The 18,340-nt window shown below is 50.0% G+C and carries 15 protein-coding genes and 1 rRNA gene; 6 read left to right on the top strand and 10 right to left on the bottom strand.

The features are described 5' to 3' along the window. Positions 1-14: 14 nt before the first annotated feature. From EHSB41UT_RS23460 to EHSB41UT_RS23445, 4 genes are read right to left on the bottom strand one after another with little or no spacing between them, the layout of a single operon-like run. Positions 15-1,319, bottom strand: coding sequence for a DUF1329 domain-containing protein (locus tag EHSB41UT_RS23460; RefSeq protein ID WP_087113306.1), 1,305 nt, complete (start codon positions 1,317-1,319; stop codon positions 15-17). A 23-nt stretch (positions 1,320-1,342) separates the two neighbouring features. After that, positions 1,343-3,355: a DUF1302 domain-containing protein gene (locus EHSB41UT_RS23455; RefSeq protein WP_087113305.1), complete on the bottom strand. Its 2,013-nt coding sequence runs from the start codon at positions 3,353-3,355 to the stop codon at positions 1,343-1,345. Between the two features lie 29 nt (positions 3,356-3,384). Continuing rightward, positions 3,385-4,554 (bottom strand): SO2930 family diheme c-type cytochrome, encoded by a 1,170-nt coding sequence (locus EHSB41UT_RS23450; protein ID WP_087113304.1) that lies wholly within the window; start codon positions 4,552-4,554, stop codon positions 3,385-3,387. 5 nt (positions 4,555-4,559) lie between these two features. Beyond that, a complete protein-coding gene (locus EHSB41UT_RS23445; protein ID WP_207626743.1) occupies positions 4,560-5,810 on the bottom strand; it encodes a parallel beta-helix domain-containing protein in 1,251 nt (416 codons plus the stop codon). Positions 5,811-6,114: 304 nt separating this feature from the next. Here EHSB41UT_RS23445 and EHSB41UT_RS23440 point away from each other — a divergent pair, with 304 nt between their 5' ends. From EHSB41UT_RS23440 to EHSB41UT_RS23420, 5 genes are read left to right on the top strand one after another with little or no spacing between them, the layout of a single operon-like run. After that, on the top strand, positions 6,115-6,552 hold the full coding sequence (locus EHSB41UT_RS23440; protein WP_087113303.1) for a hypothetical protein: 438 nt from the start codon (positions 6,115-6,117) through the stop codon (positions 6,550-6,552). 13 nt (positions 6,553-6,565) lie between these two features. Beyond that, positions 6,566-7,414, top strand: coding sequence for a sterol desaturase family protein (locus tag EHSB41UT_RS23435; RefSeq protein WP_087113302.1), 849 nt, complete (start codon positions 6,566-6,568; stop codon positions 7,412-7,414). Positions 7,415-7,433: 19 nt separating this feature from the next. Next, complete coding sequence (locus EHSB41UT_RS23430) at positions 7,434-8,000, top strand: RNA polymerase sigma factor (protein ID WP_165767386.1); 567 nt, start codon at positions 7,434-7,436, stop codon at positions 7,998-8,000. Continuing rightward, complete coding sequence (locus tag EHSB41UT_RS23425) at positions 8,000-8,305, top strand: hypothetical protein (protein WP_087113300.1); 306 nt, start codon at positions 8,000-8,002, stop codon at positions 8,303-8,305. Before EHSB41UT_RS23430 ends, EHSB41UT_RS23425 begins: the two co-directional genes overlap by 1 nt. A 10-nt stretch (positions 8,306-8,315) precedes the next feature. Continuing rightward, on the top strand, positions 8,316-8,696 hold the full coding sequence (locus EHSB41UT_RS23420; RefSeq protein WP_087113299.1) for a hypothetical protein: 381 nt from the start codon (positions 8,316-8,318) through the stop codon (positions 8,694-8,696). Here the strand turns inward: EHSB41UT_RS23420 and EHSB41UT_RS23415 are convergent, their stop codons facing one another. The 5 genes from EHSB41UT_RS23415 to EHSB41UT_RS23395 all read right to left on the bottom strand — a co-directional run bounded on the left by EHSB41UT_RS23415 (position 8,697) and on the right by EHSB41UT_RS23395 (position 15,587). Continuing rightward, positions 8,697-9,761, bottom strand: coding sequence for a helix-turn-helix domain-containing protein (locus EHSB41UT_RS23415; RefSeq protein ID WP_087113298.1), 1,065 nt, complete (start codon positions 9,759-9,761; stop codon positions 8,697-8,699). Between the two features lie 76 nt (positions 9,762-9,837). After that, positions 9,838-10,497 (bottom strand): phosphohydrolase, encoded by a 660-nt coding sequence (locus tag EHSB41UT_RS23410; protein ID WP_087113297.1) that lies wholly within the window; start codon positions 10,495-10,497, stop codon positions 9,838-9,840. 97 nt (positions 10,498-10,594) lie between these two features. Continuing rightward, a complete protein-coding gene (locus tag EHSB41UT_RS23405) occupies positions 10,595-12,979 on the bottom strand; it encodes a penicillin acylase family protein (protein WP_133060646.1) in 2,385 nt (794 codons plus the stop codon). A gap of 91 nt (positions 12,980-13,070) precedes the next feature. Continuing rightward, positions 13,071-13,406, bottom strand: a complete 336-nt coding sequence (locus EHSB41UT_RS23400; RefSeq protein ID WP_087113295.1) for a high-potential iron-sulfur protein — start codon at positions 13,404-13,406, stop codon at positions 13,071-13,073. A 150-nt stretch (positions 13,407-13,556) separates the two neighbouring features. After that, positions 13,557-15,587, bottom strand: coding sequence for a neutral/alkaline non-lysosomal ceramidase N-terminal domain-containing protein (locus EHSB41UT_RS23395; RefSeq protein WP_165767385.1), 2,031 nt, complete (start codon positions 15,585-15,587; stop codon positions 13,557-13,559). Positions 15,588-15,784: 197 nt separating this feature from the next. Here EHSB41UT_RS23395 and EHSB41UT_RS23390 point away from each other — a divergent pair, with 197 nt between their 5' ends. Beyond that, positions 15,785-17,659, top strand: coding sequence for an MFS transporter (locus tag EHSB41UT_RS23390; protein ID WP_087113293.1), 1,875 nt, complete (start codon positions 15,785-15,787; stop codon positions 17,657-17,659). A gap of 570 nt (positions 17,660-18,229) precedes the next feature. On the opposite strand, the gene rrf is transcribed toward EHSB41UT_RS23390, so the two are convergent. Beyond that, a 5S ribosomal RNA gene (rrf, locus tag EHSB41UT_RS23385) occupies positions 18,230-18,340 on the bottom strand; the annotation flags it as partial.

The raw sequence follows: 18,340 nt of genomic DNA, 5'->3' as shown, positions 1-18,340 counted from the left end.
GCGCGACCCGTTTGTTATCTGCGTCCCATCCTTCTTAGAGACGCAGGGGTAAACTGCTTTTTGCCCGGAGAATCCACATCAAACGCGATCTTTTTACTCTCCTGCTGGGCAATTCCCTGTACGTGGTAACGACCAGACGAGAGATCATGGAACACATCCCATGTCGTCCAGGTGGTCGGAACCGCTGCATAGTTCGCCAGATAGGCAATGCTCACTTTCCAAAGCTGACCTCGGTTATCGTACTGATCAACAACAGCAGCACCCCAGCTGTCTTCATCAAGATATAAGGTTCTCTGACCATAGATATGACGGGCGCCGTCCTTCAGCTTGCCATCCACAACCCAAACCCGGTGCAACTCATAACGGGTGTACTCCGGGTTAATATGGCCAGCAGTCAGAAGCTCTTCATAATCCGGCGCATTTTCCAACAGACGCTGGTTGTTATAAGGGATAAAGACTTCTTTCTTACCCTTCAGCTCCCAGTTGTAAAAGTCCGGGGCACCGTTGTACATATCGGTATCGTCAGCGGTTCTCAGACCAGCAATGATCGGCGTGTCGTACGACAAGACCGGCGCACGGCGTACACGACGTAGACCAGGCAGATAACCCCAGGCCAGACGCGGCTCAGAAACCTGATCCTGGGTTTCATGAACCAGAGCAGCACTGCCATCGTCGTTCAGGGAGAGGTAGTAGAACAGGATATTATCCAACTCTGCTTCCGAGCCATCCGGCTGGTTGTAGTTGAACAGCACCTTGTCGGTCGATACGCCGTAATCGGCAAACCCGTCACGCTCAACCACCGCCTCAATCGTTGGCCGTTCTATATACTCACCACGATAACGAACAATGTGATTCCACAAGGCCTCAAGACCATTCTCCGGTACCGGGAATGGGTAGGCATCATAAGCGCCTTTGAAACCTTTACCATCGGCAAGTAACTCGGCGGTCGCGGTCGCCTTTTTGGTGTTGTCGTAAATACGCTGCGGATACACAGCCGTTCTGCGCGAAGGGTAAACCGGCATTTTGAAGGTTTCCGGATAACGCTTGAACAACGCGATCTGCCCTTCGGTCAGCTTGTCCTTATACTGCTCCATATTGGCAGCCGTAATAGTAAACAGCGGCTTATCCTGTTTGACCGCAGCCATATCCGACTGCCCGGACCAGGCTGGAATACTTTTATCACTGTTGGCAAAAGGTTCTGCGCCCAGAGGGGTGAGAGAATCCCCCAGACGACTATCGACTTCTGCCCAGCTCACGCTTGCCAGAGATGACACAGACAACAACAGACATCCCGTAATTATTTTTTTTATTTTCAACATTGTGATGTTCCTGTTCCCTGTAATCAGAATGAGTAGCTGGCAGTGACAGAGAGGAAATCCTTTTTCCCGCCAAAGTCAGGGTTATAGGTCAGCCCCATACCAAAGTCTTTGTAACCGGCTCCCAGCGAGAAAGATGCGCTTTCATCACCGCTTTTGAAGCTGCCGGTCAGATGGGAGTTGCCACTCACACTACGCTTGTAACTCACGCCGGGATAAAGGTTCAGCCCCGGCAACACGTTATGGATCTGGCCACCAACGGAGAGCGTATAACCCCAGGCAAAGCGATCCAGACGATCTGATGCCTTATGAGCCGGGAAGCCGGCAGCACCGTTATCCGTCCATGGATCAGACTTGGTGGATACATAGCGATCGTAGTCTTTCATACCACTGATCTGCTCGAAGGCCATCTCGCCCACCATTTCCAGCTGATCAAGGCCAATCTGACGCACCGGACCAAAGCTATGGATGAAGTTTACAGAACCTGTCCACAGCTCAACGCGCTCATAGTTCTTGTGCCACTCCTTGGTTATACAGGCCAGCTGTCCGGTAGCCTGTGAAGCCGCCACACAGTCATTGCCGGAAAGGATGCTGCCCATACCGTTGGAAATACTGTTCAGGATATTGTCCGGGTCATCCACCCAGATCGGCATATTCGGACGATAAGTCAGCTCACCCGCAACAGATGTCGAACCAACCACTGTACTGAAACTCAGCCCGTACATCCGGATACCTTCCGGATAAATACGACGGGCATCGGCACCACTGGAGATCGCGCCAGCACCGGCCAGTGTTCCCGCCACTTCAGCCTGAACCATCGCCATGGTTTCAGGTGTTACCGGAAGACCCTGGGCCACCAGCTGTTGCTGGGCAACGCCTTGCAGGAAGTTGTACATGAAATCGACATTGTCAGGACCGGTGGTTCCATCATTGGTCCAGTCCCCGATACGCTGCTGAGCAGCCAAAACGGACTCAGGGCTCAACGTCGCTTCGATATAAGGGAAGTGAGAGTTGTAGCGAATGAAGTAGAGACCAAACTCAGTATCGTTCCACTCTTCCACCAGATACTTGAAGTTCACACCCCACTGGCCGCTGTCACTGGCATTCACCTTGCCATCGGTTGTGGCAACGATGAAGTAATCTCCACGATCACGAATACCGGCCTGACTGTACAGCGAGCCCAAAGCTCCGCCAGTCGCACCCTGCCAGCCGGCTTCCAGCCCCATCAAATCGTCGGGGATCTTGTTGTAACCAAAATCGGCGCCATCAACAAAGATATCGGTATCGTTATAGAAGGTGCCCCGCCCCGGCAGCACCGTGGCTTCCCAGTCGAACTGGTAATAGGCGCCCATGGACAGGTTATTGGTGATACCAAGATCAAAGCTCAGTGCTGTCTGGGGAATCAGAAAGTCTTTGATCTGGGAACCAGGCAGGCTACCTGAGGCAACATTGAAGGCATTGGTGGTGTTGATGCCGTCCACATAGAACAGGCCTTCACCCCAGTTGATAACCTGCTTGCCGAACCGGGCATCGAGAACCATATCGTTCTCGAAGAACCAGGAGCCATAAACAAAAGCATCCTGAATCTCGACGCCTTTGCCCTGCAGATCTTTTACGTCATCGGCCCAGGTTTTCCCGTAAGGGTAGGTGCCGGTCTGATCTGGCTCGCCAGCTGCAATCTGCTTGGAGTTCCATTTGCTCCACTTGTTCTCACCATCCATCAATACAGAGTCGTAGAACGCAGTACCACGGACATAAGCCCCAAAATCACGGTAGCTCAGTTCCAGCTCTGAAGAGATACGGAAAACATTGGAGACCAGTCCCTTATCAAAAGCTCGACGACTGTCGTTTTCATTCTCTGGATCGTCCCCTTTCAGCTTCGGATCATTCATCCGCCATAGGGTTCCCCAGCTCAGGCTGGTATCCAGTGTGCCGTCGATCTCATCGGTCAGCGAAAATTTTTGTGTCGCGGCCGCAGTGTGTGCAAAGGAAGCTGCCAGAAGGCCTGCCCCCAGATTTCGCCCCAAGTTTTTTATCATTATTATTTGTCCCTGCTGTTTTCTTATTTTTATCCATCAACGCTTACTGCTAATTGCTCCTCACACCCCCCTTGCAAAGAGGCAATCCATTCACTGACCAGAGCTACACCCTCACTATGGCTAAGAGAACGCCCCAGCTCAGGCATCATCTCGCCCGGATCAGTAGTTTCCAGCCGATAAGTCAGGATCGATTCCTGAGGCTTACCGGGCTGAATTGAGACCAATCGATTGCCGGTTCCCTTACCGGCGGCAATTGGTGTTTTACAGAAACCCAGTCGTTTGTTGGAATGGGTCGAAATGGTCAACCACAGACCACTGTTGCGGGCCGGGCCCGAACCGTTATGGCAATGACCACAGTTCACATCGAGATAACTGCGTGCCCGATGCTCCAGTGTTTCCCCCTCGCGCGCGTTAGGCCACAGAGCATTTTGGGCAACGGTCTGCAGTTCGATACCCGACAACAGCCCACGCTCAGTCCAATATTCCAACTGATTGAATGAACCATCCTTGTAGATCAGATCACGGTTAAGATGTCGCAGCTTTGGCCCCAGTGGCTGAACCGCTCGGCGGCTTTTGCCATCGGCATGACAGCCTGCACACTGGTTGGCATCCGGCACGATATAAACAAACTCCTCCGTGCCACCGGTTTTCACCAGATTCAGCCGCTCCACATCACCAGCTTTATCCAGCACCGCGTGGGTCTGTTCGTCGTTCCAGATATAAGGCAGTGCCACCCAGCCCTGTTCCTGATGCACAAGAACTCTGGTTTCCATCAGCCGCACCTTATCCATCGGTAAACCTTCTCCCGGGGTGTAGAGAACAGCCTCACCCGAAGTGGCCTGAACACCGTTTTCGGTGCGGGGGTAATAAAAGGTTTTGGTCAGAATAGTGCCGACCGGATAATCAATCCGCTCCCCATCGGCAGCCGGAGTTGCGACGGCTCCATCCGGCATCCAGACCGTACGCAGCTTGCTGGCATAGTCAGTGAACAGTGGAGTGTTCAGATCATACGGAAGAACATTGTCATTCAGCCGCAGCTGGCCACTATCCATTAACAGAACATTCCATTCACTGAGAGTCTGTGGATAGTCCGAGCCACTGGTTTTTAACAGCGGCTCAGAAGGGCTGCAGCCCGATAACACAAATGCGGCTCCGGCCAAAACGGCTGACCAGAGTGCTGCTCGCAGACTTCTTAACATGCGAGTTACTCCCCAAGACCATTCAGGTTAATGGCCGCAAGGCGTGGCAACTGACAGCTGACACCGGCTTTGTCTGTTGTAGGAGCTGAGTAATTATTGCCGGCATCAACATTGATGAAAGAGGCTTTCTCGTCACCAATGCACACACCGAGCTCTTCAGGCAGCTGACCATCAACAAACTTGTTGGCATCAACGATTCCATCCCAAAGCACATCCGGCAGGCTGCCATTGAGACCAAACATGCTGAATTTCAGCGCTTTTAGTTCCAAACGGCCTGGGGATTCACCGCCACCAATGTAGGTGTTGTCGAGAACCTGAATGCCTTCCGGGTAGGGATCAAAGTTTTCCGAGTGGGCGTACTCTTCCGCATAATTAGCGGTAAACAGGCTGCTGATAATAATGTGGGCGGTGTCGTTATCCCTCAGTTCATTATCAAAAATCTCAACCTTGTCGTTGGAGTTAATTAAAATGCCTGAGCCAGCAGGGACACTGGCAACAGGCCCGCCCTTGGGGGCGAAATTCTCGGTATTGTTCTCGTAAACCTTGTTGTTATAGATGCGTACGGTATGACCGGGCTGAGTCAGGCTTGGCATGTTAAAAATCAGGATGCCGCCAGTATTATTGGTTGCGACGTTCTCGTACACATCAGCACCAATGGAATTTTCAATTTCATAACCGGCAACGTTGTACTCCGCCAGATTTCGGCGAACAATGATGTTGCGGGACTGGCCAACATAGATCCCTGCATCCGAAGCACCTTTCACGACAGAGTCTTCAATCAGCGTGTTCTCAGTCAGTACCGGATAAAACCCGTAAGCACCATTATCGGTACTCGGGCCACCGGTCCATTCCGCACGTACACGACGGATAATGATGTTTTTCCCATCACTGATCTTGAGGGCATCACCCTTGGTATCCTCTATTGCCAGATCTTCAATGGTGAAATCACTGGCCGTCACCATCACGCCCTCAGCACCGGCCAGCTGATTTTTGAAGTTCAGGATTGTCTTATCGATACCCGCACCACGAATAGTTACGCCATCAACATTCAGGGTCAGGCTGCGATCTAGTTCGTAAGTACCGGCAGGGATTTCAATAACGTCACCCGCTTTCGCATCGATCAGTTGTGCCTGAAGCTGCTTACCAAAATTTTCGGATGGAGCTTGAGTCTGACTGTCAGGTGACTGATCACAACCCGTTAAAACAGAGCAAAGAACAATTGCAGAGAGATAAGGTGAATAGGATCTCAACGACACGGTCGGCTCCTGAGTAGGCTTGTTATTATGATTTTTCTGCTACATAAACTACGGAGTCCGGACACTTTATTCTTATCGAATCCCGACTAAATACGACTGATTTTGAAATCAGTCAGAGTTTTCAAAATCAGTCAGTCACGCTAACAATTTGTTTTTATAGATATTTTTCGATCATCATGGAGAACGACTGCATTTCTATAATTTTACAGGGCGAGGGAATAAAGATGTTCTCACCGACGTCTAATGTAGAGAGGGATTCTTCAATCTATCCTGTCGTCTTACCGATTTTTAAGAGAGGAATACAATGACTTTTACCCTGACCAGATTTTCACGTTATCTGCCTATGGCGATAGCAATCTTGATGCTCAGCCTTATTTTTACCAACACAGCCATGGCCTCTGAAAGCGGAAAGCCTGAACTGCCCACAGTCAGCGAACAGCTGGAAGAATTCAAAATCCGGCTCCAGCTGACGCCAGAACAGATAAGCCAAATCGAGCCGCTGCTGACTGAGAGCCGTCAGCAGCGTACGAATATTCTGAAAAAATATGGCCTGGGCTCCGGTGTGCGCAAAAATCTCTCTTTCAGTGATAAGCGAGATTTAGCCAAAGATCTCCGCCGTGTACGTGATGAAAATACTCAGGACATGGCAAAAATACTGAATAAAGAACAATTTGCGGAGTTTGAAACTATTCAGGAAGAACAGAGAGAAGCCTTTAGAAAAGCCATGAAAAATCGTATTTAACGGGCAGGGCTGTATGGAAATAACAACGACAAATGGCGGCTTTGCTTTTCTTCTTTTTCTGGCCGCCTTTGCCGGTCTGGAAGCCATATGGCTCGTAGTGCTTAAGAAGCAGTCTTATCCATGGGCTGAAGCCCTGTCCTCCCTTGGCGTCGCCACGATTAAGCGCATGATCGATCTAGCAACAGCCGGTGTCGCAGCCGGGTTTATGTTCTGGGTTTATGAGTTTCGCTTCTGGACCATTGAGATCAACACTCTATGGAAAGCCCTTGGGTGCTTTTTAGCGATAGAGTTTTTCTACTACTGGCATCATCGCTTTGCCCACGAGATACGCTGGTTGTGGGCAACCCACTGCGTACACCACAGCCCTGAGCACATGAATCTGACGGTTGCCGGCCGATTGGGCTGGACCGGTCTTCTATCGGGCAGTGTACTCTTTTTCTCCCCGCTAGCGCTGTTGGGTTTTCACCCCATGGCTGTTTTTCTGTTACTGGCCATGAACCTGTTCTACCAGATCTGGCTGCATACCGAGCTGGTTCCCAAGCTTGGTCCGCTGGAGTGGGTTCTTAACACGCCCTCACATCATCGGGCTCATCATGGTTCAAACCCCAAATACATCAATAAGAATTATGGTGGTGTTCTGATTATCTATGATCGACTGTTCGGCACGTTTGTCGAAGAAGATGAGGCAGTGATTTACGGTCTCACCACGCCAGTACACAGCAACAACCCTATCACTATTGCACTGCATGAGTGGGGGAATATCATCAGAGACATGCTGAGCACACGGCGCATTCGTGATGGACTTGGCTATATGTTTGGTCCGCCGGGCTGGTCTCCGAAAAAGCGCAAACAGTCACAGTAATAAGGCGAATAGTAGGGCTATGGATACAGCCGAAATAGTGCCTGCAGACTGTTCTGATACAGAACTGATTCGAGCGACACTGGCGGGTAATCAACAGGCTTTCCGCATAATTGTGGAACGATATGAGGACTCTGTCGCTGCCACAGTCTTCTCAATGGTAGGAAACATTCCCGAGGCAGAGGATATTGGCCAGGAGACTATGATTCGTCTCTACCAGTCACTGCATACATTCAAAGGTGAAGCCAGCTTAAAGACCTGGATTTGTCGTATAGCCATCAACCTGTCTCTTGATTATCTGCGTCGTAAAAAAAGACGCTGGCTTTGGTTTCTCGATAATGGCACAGAGGTTCTCGAAAGCATTCCCAACCCTTCATGCAATAACCGGCAGTGGGAACAAAGAGAAGCCATTCAAACCAGTCTGATGCAGCTCAAGCCCGAGTTCAGGGCTGTCGTTACTCTTCGGCTGATACAAGGTTACAGCACTGAAGAAACAGCCGAGATTTTGCAGCTTCCCGTTGGAACTGTGCTTTCCCGACTCACCCGTGGCAAAAGTAAATTGCTGGAACAGCTAAAGGAGAGAATCTAGTGGATAATCAACACGATCAGATGCTGGATCAACTGCTGAGCCAGCATAAAAAAGACCGCTTTCGTAAAGGCTTCTCTGACCGGGTTATGAATAGGCTTTCACAGGATGAGGCGGCCCTGCACCGATTCAACCGTGAACTGCAGCAGGCCTTTTATAAAGTCAGCCTGCCTTGCGCGGCAATGGCTCTGCTTATGATCTGTATAAACGTCACCTCTTACTCACCATCAGTCTGGCTGTATGGTGGTGTTGTAGAAACTCTGCTCGGGCTCCACGAACTTACAGCGGATTTACTGCTCGTCATCTAAGGGATTAACTATGTCGATCTACCAGCGTAAACCTTTGCTGATTTTAATCCTGACTCTGCTGATTGGCTGCCTTCTCGGTGCCTTGTTAACCGGATGGCTTGTCCGCAGCAAGGTTGCAAATATTCGGGCCTTTACAACCCAGCAGGGCTTTGTTGTTCAAATGGAGAAATTGATTCAGCCAAACGCAGAACAAGCCGAAAAAGTTCGGGAGATCCTTAGCCAGTACGGTAAAAATAATGAGCAGTTATTCCTGCAATCTCACAACGAGGTTAAAGCCGGGCTTGATAAGATGACTCTGGAGCTGGCCGAGATTCTTGATGAGCAGCAAATTACCCGCCTGGAAACACGTCGGCGTACAATTAAAGAGCTGTATAACCGTGAGAGACAGTAATCAGGCACTTTCCCGATATTGTCGTGGAGTCTTCCCGGTTCGGTCCTTAAATGCCCGGTTAAAGGCACTCAGGGACCGAAAGCCGACATCCATAGCAATATTCAATACCGGTGCCTTCTGGGCATTTTCCTTTTCCAGCCTCTGGCAGGCTTCCTGAATCCGGTACGTGTTCAGGTAATCATTAAAGTTACGGTAACCAAGCTGCTGGTTAATGAGCTGACGCAAACGATACTCCTGCAAGCCAACAGTGTTGGCCACATCCCCAATCGTTAATCCTTCCTGACGATACAGCTTCTCGGCATCCATCGCCGTTTGCAGCTGATTAATCAGCCCGGTATCGGTGTTAATCACCACCACCTTCTCATCACTCACAACCTCTGGCTGAATCTCGGCATAGACCGGAGCCTCACCAATCACATCGTCACGGAAGCGCAGACAGATAACATCGAGAATAAGAATAAACAGCGCAAAGATCAGGCTGTTCACAATAATCATCTCATCGTTCAAACCAATAAATTGCTCAACAAAAACAAAGGTAGCGATATACAGCCCTGCGACACCAAGAACCGAGGTTCGTAACATACGACGGGTTTCAACAAGATCAGCCTGGGTTGTTCTGGCAGCAGTTACCAGAGCATGGATAATCATCACAATTTCCACGCCCTGCGTTGGCCAGCTCTGAAGGTTCAACAACCATTGGGGTTGAGGCAGGGAGAACTGATACACCACCAGAGTGATCATCGGGCTGGTAAATGCCACCACGCCCGCAGCAGTCCAGACAGCAGGGCTCAGTTCAAAATCATCATCAAATACATAATTGCACAGCAGCCAGAACACACAGGGCAGACCATTTCTCAACAACCCTGCCACCCAATGCCAGAACCAGTTACCCAGTTCTTTAAAGATGGGTTCAACCAGATACCCAAGCGCACAGAACAACAATGCCGCAAAAAGCTGACGGGAGCGCTGCCGATAGCCGCCCGTAAGAACCAGAATCAAATTCAGGATCACCAGAGCCGCACTGAATGCGATGGCTGAAAAATAGAGGGATAGTTCCAGCTGCATACTTGTTCGTTTTTCTTTTTATTCTTTGTATACAGCTGATCATAAACATTTTTTTAAAATGTGAACAACATTCTGATTAGGTCAGTTCTTCACGCAGCTTGTCCAAAAAGCCTTGCAGATAAGCAGTATTGGCTTCAGCAATCTTTCTGCCGGGCTCTGTCTTCATTGTTTCACCCAGAGTCAGCAGTTTGCAGAAGAAGTGATCGACGCTGTATGTACGATCATCAAGCTCGCGGCGTTCAGCCCAGGGATCCTGCGGATCAAACAGCCGCGAACCCAGCTTGCCGCCGGTATAAAACACACGGGCCAGACCAATAGCACCGATAGCTTCCATCCTGTCCGCATCCTGAACCACTTCCGCTTCCGGGGTACGGGTTGGAATATTGGCCGAGAAACTGTGTGCTTCAACAGCATGGCAGACATCCGCAATCAGCTCTTCCGGGAAATCCAATTCATCAAGAATCTCTGCCGTTTTTTCCGCTGCAAGGGTCGAGCTTTTGCTGCGATCAGGATGGTTCTTTGGCAGGGTAACAATGTCGTGGAAATAACAGGCCGTCAGCACAACCAGAGGATTCACCTCACGGGTTTCATCCGCCATGATTTTTCTGGCTGTTTTCCAGACCCGCTGGAAGTGGGAGATATCATGGGAAAAGTCATCAGTCTCATGATCTTTAAGGTATTCAATAAAACGCTGTTCCCACAGGGTCACTTGCTTTGGACAATTACAATCAGTCATGAGCGATCTTTTATTCCAGCGGCTCGTTTATCGGCACATACAAAAAGAGCCGACATCTTAGCAAATGTCGGCTCTTGTTTAAGTCACTATGGGAGGCTTATTCAGCTTTCAGAGTCAGCGTATGAACAGTGTCACCCGGCAACAGAGGGTTGGCACGTACATGCAGCCAGTTATCAAAGTCCGAACGGTAGAACGGTGAGGTCGGGTTACCACTCTGCCCGCCCGGGATATGCAGAATGCCATCTTCCTCTCGCCCTGGTGAAACCACCATACGTTGAGACACGCCACTGGAAGCACGCTGGGCATTTGGAATCCAACCATCACCATTTAGAGGTACCGCCGGCATATTCAGCCACTGCCCAACAACAGGAATGGCTTTGGCCAAAGGATGCTCAATTTTAGCGGTGTTACGCTCACCCCAAGTTCTCTGGGCCAGCGTCTCAGCACCGCCAAGATCAGCAACAACCTCATCAACGGTTTCGAGAATCAACTGATTCCAGTTGTCGTATTCCGGGGAGAGCCAATTCATAGGCTGCTGCTCAAGCAGACGCAGAACCGAAGATTCTTCGCGGCTCAGATTCTGCAGCCAGATATCTTCAATGCCTTTATCGGTACGGTCAGCCTTCAGCAGGAAGTAGCGGCCAAGCTGACGCAGCACCTTTTCTTTCATCGCATCCTGGAATTCACGTCCCATACGATAACCAGCATCGCTGGCAAGCGCCTGACCAGACCAGTTGTCTAACATTCGAGCAAATTCCTTCTGACCATCATTCGCCTGCGAACCATTATTCTGAATAGCTTTCAGAGCAACTGCACGCCAGGCGGCGATATAAACAGCATCATTGTCTGCGGCGATCTCCAGAAGGTCTTTTTCCGTGAACTGCTCTTTGGCCAGCAGGTTGTCGCGAATCTGCAGAGCTCGTGGGCCGGTTGCATAACCACCATTACCCATTTTCTGATAGTTCTCTTCGCTGGCAACACGCGCATTGGCTGTCCAGATACGCTCTCTTACCGGGTTCAATACCATCGGATAGTTATCCACAGGCAGCCAACCAGCCCAGTTTCCCACAGCCTGCTGCCATGTCAGTGGATAGGTGGTATCCAGATCAATACGGTTGGGGATACGACCCATGATGCTCCAGCCCACACGGCCGGCACTATCACCCACAGTGAAATTCTGTGGAGGGACACCGCTGATATTGGCAACATTCACGGCCTCATAAATGGTGTCAGCCATCTCCATCATATAGAGGTTGGCATTGGTCGCTTCTGGATCATGAGCCGTCCAGCGCAAGGCCTTGAGTGAACCATCGTACTCGGACTCAATCACCGGCCCCCAGATAGAGAAGCGCAGCTCTTCAACAACGGGCTCCTGACCTTTAACTTCGATCACACTTTTGTGGATATCAAAAGCCTTGGGACCTTCCGGAGTCATATAGCGACCATCTTCAGTCAGCTCCAGGTTTACCCAATCCACCCAGTCACCATTACTGTTGGTAAAGGCCCATGCTACGGAACCATTGGTTCCCACAACCACAAACGGTGTACCCGGCAGAGTTACACCATTTACACGACGCTCTTGCCCTCCATCTTGATAAACGAACTGCGCCCTGTACCAGATGGTCGGAACACGTAGACCGAGATGCATATCATCTTCGACAATCGCGCCGCCGTGCTCAGTCAGTTTTCCGGAGACAGCAAAGTTATTACTGCCAATAAATTTTTCCGGCACATAGACACCGCCAAGAGCGGCATATTGTTCACTGGCGAACGCTCTCAAGTTCACCTGATCGGCACCTGGAATAGCGGGTTCAGGGAAGTAAATATCTCTCAGAGGAGCATCCCAGCGGGTAGAAACCGGGGAAAGAAACTCTGTCACCTCGCGACCGGCAATATCTGCCAGAAAGCCTTTCGCTTTATCCATTCCGGCCTGACGGCTGGTGAGATCAAGATACATGCTGAATACAGTCAGGAAGGTATCTTCCGGCTTCCAGGGCTGAGGCTCCAGACCAAGAAGTACATACTCAAAGGGCTTGTAACCCATTTCATTCAGGCCCTGATTGGCACCTGCAGTATAAGCTTCAAGCAGAGCTCGTTCGGATTCCGGCATCTGCTCAATAACAGTAGCCGCCACGTCGCGGAAGCGATGAATGCGAACCTTTTTATCATGTTCCAGCGCCAGCTCACCAACGAGCGCCGCCAGCTCACCCGCCGAGTTGCGGCGGTTCAGATCCATCTGAAAAAAACGATCCTGAGCATGGGTGTAACCCGTGGCAAAAGCGACATCAAGACGACTATCCGCCTTAATAGTGGGTATGCCTTGAGCATCACGCTCAACTGTGGCGTTGCCAGATAATTTCGATGAAACAACCTCCCCATCAACTTTGGGCAGGCTCAGGGACAGGATTCCATAGATGGCTAATGCACCAAGGAGAGCCAGTACTACAAAAAGCAGCAACAACCGGCGTATCCAGATGACCATAAAAAAACCTCTCAGCTTATTTTTATTCTTGCAGAGCAAGGTTAAAGACAGAGAGGCTTTGTGACCAGAAAATTATTATCTGCAAAGGACTCTACGAAGGCTTCGGAGCCCACACTGCACACCAGCCATCAGGATCCACAGAGCGACCCGGGAAGATGTTGCAACCATTAGTTCCTGCAACAAAGTGCAGGCAGTTATCACACTTGCTTCCCGCCTTGTAGCCGGGCATGGATTGGGCTTTCTCCTGGGTAGCAACGTACTTCAGGGCCTGTGCCTGAGGGTCACTTTCCATGAGAGGGATAAGCTTTTTGTCCTCCGCAGATACGGAAGAGATATTCACTAAAGGAATAAGAGCAATACCTGAAGCAAGTTTCAGGAATTGCCGACGTGACTTAGCACCGCGAGGGTGATCATGTTGACTAGACATGGTGTTGACCTCATTCAAACTTTGTTTTTGCAGCTCCCAAGCTGAAATCTAGTTAAGGTCACGTCCAGCGCCACAGAAACCGCTGAATTAACAAGAAAAAACCCGCCTTGAAAGACGGGCTTAAAATGGATCATGCTCTGATTTGAATGCTTAGAACACTTTTGAGTAGATCGCCCCTGAACCATTACGAGGTTCTATAACAAAGCGATAGTCCCCTTTATCCATGGGCAGTGGGTTGTACCAGCGAGTTTCCCACTCCGCCATGCCATCACCCTCGGTATCAACCAGCCGAACTTCAATATCATAGCCCTGATCATTCACCGGGATATCCTCAACAACCAGAGGCTGCCACCCAGCTGAGGTTTTCGTTTCGATGCTGACCAGAGGCTCATGAAGCTTTATGGCAAAGGGTGCCGCGTCACTCCAGCGGAAAGCGATGTAATCTTCTTCATGGCTCTCATCAGCCTCATTGAAGGCGGGATCGGTCAACGCAGCCCTAGAACCTTGTGGCAGCACTTTCTCAGGCATAAAGGCACCGGTCTTCAGCGTGTAAGTCCAGCGAGGTAGCAGCTCTTCCAGCTCTTCGGTTTTCAGACTGTCTTCGGCCAGCTGTCCAAGCCGATTGACCAGATAAGGCGTGGTATAGCGACCATACAATGTATGCCCACCTTCATAGTTTTGCCGATCATATTCCTCTGGGGTTGTCGTGTAGCCAAAGTAGCCATTGGAGGTACTGATCACGGCAATATTATCCAGAGAGGTGTTCCCTGCATTTTTGTAGGCATCAAAAATGGCATCCCGCATTCTGCGGCCAGAATCTGCTGTGATTTCAAATGGCAGTGGAACAATAGCCATATCATTCACCTGCATTAACTGAAACAGCACCGTAGTCGGGAATGACTTGGTAGGCTCAAACAACGGCTGTAGTGCACTAAAACCAAGAATGCGTTTATTTCCCTGACATCCATCTGTAGAGAAAGTACGACGGGACAGGGCATTACCGCCTTGCAACACAGGCACCGCAGCCAACCATGGCGTTCTGCGTTCGTAAGCACCACCGGCAAGCGCATTGCCAGCAAAAGGCTGGCTGCAGATCTCGGCATTACCTGCGGAGTTCTCTTCCATAATATTGATTTCACGGGTCGCTGTACGCAGTGCGAGATCCGTAGACAGCTTACCTTCCAACTCTTTAAACAGCCCAATAGCCTCACGACCAATACCCTGACCAAGCTCCTTTGAGGCTTTCCAATTAACAGGTGCGTGGCCAAACAGACGATCGTTATGATCAGCCAGTGCCGGAGCCATATCACCGTGAGTACCGGTCGCCAGAGCATGAATCACGGGCCAACTGGTGTCGTAGTCCTTCTCAACAGCCCACTCAAGTTCTCTTTGCGCGTATCCGAACAGGTCAGCATTGTAGACATCAACCAAAGCCGACAAGGTTGTCGCATGCACCGAGAAGCTGGAGAAGGCACCCATTGGCTTATAGGTTCCATCACTATCGAGGCCATCAACCCGAATCATATACAGGGAAGGATTCACCGCCTTGAACACATCGCTGGCATATTCCTGACCTGGATTCAGCACATAAGACGACAATGAGCGATTCCGGTTATAGCCATAAATGTCCTTACGGCCTGTCGCGATTTTGGCCGGCTTACGCTCAGCCCAGGCTTGCTCAACACCCTCAACAATACGAGCCGTCATAAACTCAAGGTAACGCTCTTCAAAGCCAATGCCGCTGGAGGCATGTTTATTATAAAAGTCGTTATGATGGTAATTAGACGGCGCGGAGTGTGTATGTGTACCAATGACCGCGATATCCCCCGGATTCAAACCGGTCTTCTCGGCAACAGCCGAAGCAACTTTATGTTGTAGCAATAAAGAGCCGGCAAACATATCCATCTGAACAAGGGCCATGGAGCGGCCTTTGCCATCATCCAGATAAAGAGTTCGCGCCTTCAAACGAGTACGGAAGCCTTTGCCTTTATTGGCCATCATGGAATAGCCCGCCATCGGAAGACCGGGCGGTGGCGTGATATCAACAGAGGATACACCCGCCATCATAGTGGAGGCTGAATCGGGTTTTACGGAAGGCGGCTGATCAATATTAACAGTCGTTGGTGGCGTCGATGCGCACCCCGAAAGAATGAATGCGGTAAGAATAAGAACACGCTTCATGGCATGACCCATTGTTATTGTATTTGTCGGAATGGTCTCGTTATAAGCATTATGGAGCGGACGTTCCATATTTTACATTGTGTAAGATATCTCATTCTTTTTGTAGTTGGTCATTGACCCGCAGAAATATCGCCTTTAGCGTTGTCGTTTATAGAAAAACAACACTATCTATTCTTAAGTAAGTCAGGGAATGTCTTATGTCCGAGTCCAGCCAGTTTTCTCTGTTAGGTAAGCGACGTTTTCTGCCTTTCTTCGGCACCCAGTTCATGGGGGCTTTCAATGACAATATTTATAAAAACGCCCTGATGTTGATGGTCGCGTTTGCCGGTGCCAGCGTACTCCCGGTGAATGCAGACACCATGGTAAACCTTGCAGCAGGCCTTTTTATCCTGCCTTTCTTCTTATTCTCGGGTACTGCGGGGCAGCTGGCTGACAAGTTTGAGAAGTCTGCAATTATCCGCAAAATTAAACTGCTCGAGATCGGCATTATGCTGATCGCAGCCTATGCCATTGTTGCCCAAAGCTTTACGGCCATGTTGGTATTGTTGTTCCTAATGGGAACCCAAAGCGCCTTCTTTGGGCCAGTTAAATACGCACTGTTGCCTCAAGCACTTGATGAAACAGAACTGGTTGGCGGTAATGCGCTGGTTGAGATGGGCACCTTCGTCGCTATTCTTGCCGGAACCATTGGGGCTGGATTACTGATAACTCTCCCAGAAGCCAGTCAATGGATAGCAGGATCTGTCGTTTTATTTGCAGTCATCGGCTACCTGTTCAGCCGGGGAATTCCAAAAGCCTCAGCCCAGGCACCTGATCTAAAACTGGACTGGAACCCTGTCACTCAGACACTGCGTACTCTGCGTTATGCAAAAGCCGACCGAGCTGTTTTCCTTTCTATTATGGCAATCTCCTGGTTCTGGGCTTTAGGTGCTGCCTACCTCACACAACTGCCTAACTTCGCGAAGGATGTTCTATCCGGTGGGCCTCATGTTGTCACCTTGATGCTGGCAGTCTTCACCATTGGTGTTGCTCTGGGCTCGCTGATCTGTGAAAAACTCTCGGGACATATTATTGAGATTGGCATTGTGCCTATCGGCTCACTAGGTCTGAGTGTTTTTGGTATCGATCTCTACTTTGCCATTTCACCGGTAACTGCTCCCTTATTATCGGTCAGCGACTTCCTGCAAATGCCGGGTAATTATCGTGTTCTGTTTGACCTCGGCATGATCGGCTTTTTTGGCGGACTGTTTATTGTTCCGCTCTATGCTCTGATCCAACACAGAGCCAAGCCGGAACAGCGTGCCCAGATTATTGCCGCCAATAATGTAATGAATGCGTTGTTTATGGTGGGCAGTGCCATAGCCGGGATTGTTCTGCTTGGCATCCTCGAACTCTCGATTCCTGCTTTCTTCCTGACCATTGCCCTGCTCAACATTCTGGTCGTTGGTTATGTCTACTCACAGGTTCCTGAGTTTGTACTGCGTTTTGTCATCTGGATGCTGAGCCACACAATGTATCGGGTAACGCACAAAGGTTTGGATAATATCCCCAACGAAGGCGCAGCTGTGTTGGTGTGCAATCATGTCTCTTATGTTGATGCTCTGCTTATCGGTGGAGCAGTAAGGCGTCCGGCTCGTTTTGTGATGGATAAATCCATCTATAACACACCGGGTCTTAAGTGGTTTTTCCGATTAAGTAAAACCATCCCAATCTGCCCAGAGCATAAAGATCCAGAGATCTATAAGCAGGCTTTTGAAAAGATCAGTGCCGAACTACAGGATGGCAATGTCGTCTGTATCTTCCCGGAAGGCAAGTTAACCAAAGACGGTGAACTTGCTGAGTTTAAAAAAGGTATTGAGCTTATTCTTGCCAGGGATCAGGTACCTGTCGTACCCATGGCGCTGAAAGGATTATGGGGCAGCTTCTTTAGCCATAAAGGCGGTCACGCTCTAACTAATAGACCAAAACGTTTCTGGTCCAAAGTTGAGCTTACAGCTGAACCAGCTATTGAACCCCAACAAGTCAGCGCACCGCAGCTAGAGAAGAAAGTGGAACAAATGCTGGCGAGTTAAAAACTTGGCAGCAGATTCGATGTAATCAAGCTGGAATCTGGTTACCACGCTCTGCGTAGTAACCCATGCCATGACTTCGTACTGGACAGGCAGGCATTCCTACGAGGGATCGTAGGAACGAGAATAAATCTGGCAGCAGATTCGATGTAATCAAGCTGGAATCTGGTTACCACGCTCTGCGTAGTAACCCATGCCATGACTTCGTACTGGACAGGCAGGCATTCCTACGAGGGATCGTAGGAACGAGAATAAATCTGGCAGCAGATTCGATGTAATCAAGCTGGAATCTGGTTACCACGCTCTGCGTAGTAACCCATGCCATGACTTCGTACTGGACAGGCAGGCATTCCTACGAGGGATCGTAGGAACGAGAATAAATCTGGCAGCAGATTCGATGTGGCTAAGCCGGGGTTGGTGTTGTTCTACCAAAGGGCAGGATGCCCTGAGAGCGACCCAATACAGGGATGTATTGTCGGAGCGGGTAGAACAATACCAATTCCGTCGCAAACGCAAAAAAACCAAAAGCAAAAACCCCAGTCATCTTTCGATAACTGGGGTTTTCTAATAAGTGCCTGGCGATGACCTACTCTCACATGGGGAGGCCCCACACTACCATCGGCGATGCTTCGTTTCACTGCTGAGTTCGGGATGGAGTCAGGTGGTTCCAAAGCTCTTTGGTCG

The organism is Parendozoicomonas haliclonae (genome assembly GCF_900174585.1).
In the GTDB taxonomy this organism is placed as follows: Bacteria; Pseudomonadota; Gammaproteobacteria; order Pseudomonadales; family Endozoicomonadaceae; genus Sansalvadorimonas; species Sansalvadorimonas haliclonae.
This window is presented reverse-complemented; position numbering and strand designations above follow the sequence as displayed.

Bases quoted from the DNA above. Each gene is read 5' to 3' on its own strand.
- EHSB41UT_RS23460 (WP_087113306.1), bottom strand. From the start codon at position 1,319: ATGTTGAAAATAAAAAAAATAATTACGGGATGTCTGTTGTTGTCTGTG.
- EHSB41UT_RS23455 (WP_087113305.1), bottom strand. From the start codon at position 3,355: ATGATAAAAAACTTGGGGCGAAATCTGGGGGCAGGCCTTCTGGCAGCT.
- EHSB41UT_RS23450 (WP_087113304.1), bottom strand. From the start codon at position 4,554: ATGTTAAGAAGTCTGCGAGCAGCACTCTGGTCAGCCGTTTTGGCCGGA.
- EHSB41UT_RS23440 (WP_087113303.1), top strand. From the start codon at position 6,115: ATGACTTTTACCCTGACCAGATTTTCACGTTATCTGCCTATGGCGATA.
- EHSB41UT_RS23435 (WP_087113302.1), top strand. From the start codon at position 6,566: ATGGAAATAACAACGACAAATGGCGGCTTTGCTTTTCTTCTTTTTCTG.
- EHSB41UT_RS23430 (WP_165767386.1), top strand. From the start codon at position 7,434: ATGGATACAGCCGAAATAGTGCCTGCAGACTGTTCTGATACAGAACTG.
- EHSB41UT_RS23420 (WP_087113299.1), top strand. From the start codon at position 8,316: ATGTCGATCTACCAGCGTAAACCTTTGCTGATTTTAATCCTGACTCTG.
- EHSB41UT_RS23415 (WP_087113298.1), bottom strand. From the start codon at position 9,761: ATGCAGCTGGAACTATCCCTCTATTTTTCAGCCATCGCATTCAGTGCG.
- EHSB41UT_RS23410 (WP_087113297.1), bottom strand. From the start codon at position 10,497: ATGACTGATTGTAATTGTCCAAAGCAAGTGACCCTGTGGGAACAGCGT.
- EHSB41UT_RS23405 (WP_133060646.1), bottom strand. From the start codon at position 12,979: ATGGTCATCTGGATACGCCGGTTGTTGCTGCTTTTTGTAGTACTGGCT.
- EHSB41UT_RS23400 (WP_087113295.1), bottom strand. From the start codon at position 13,406: ATGTCTAGTCAACATGATCACCCTCGCGGTGCTAAGTCACGTCGGCAA.
- EHSB41UT_RS23395 (WP_165767385.1), bottom strand. From the start codon at position 15,587: ATGAAGCGTGTTCTTATTCTTACCGCATTCATTCTTTCGGGGTGCGCA.
- EHSB41UT_RS23390 (WP_087113293.1), top strand. From the start codon at position 15,785: ATGTCCGAGTCCAGCCAGTTTTCTCTGTTAGGTAAGCGACGTTTTCTG.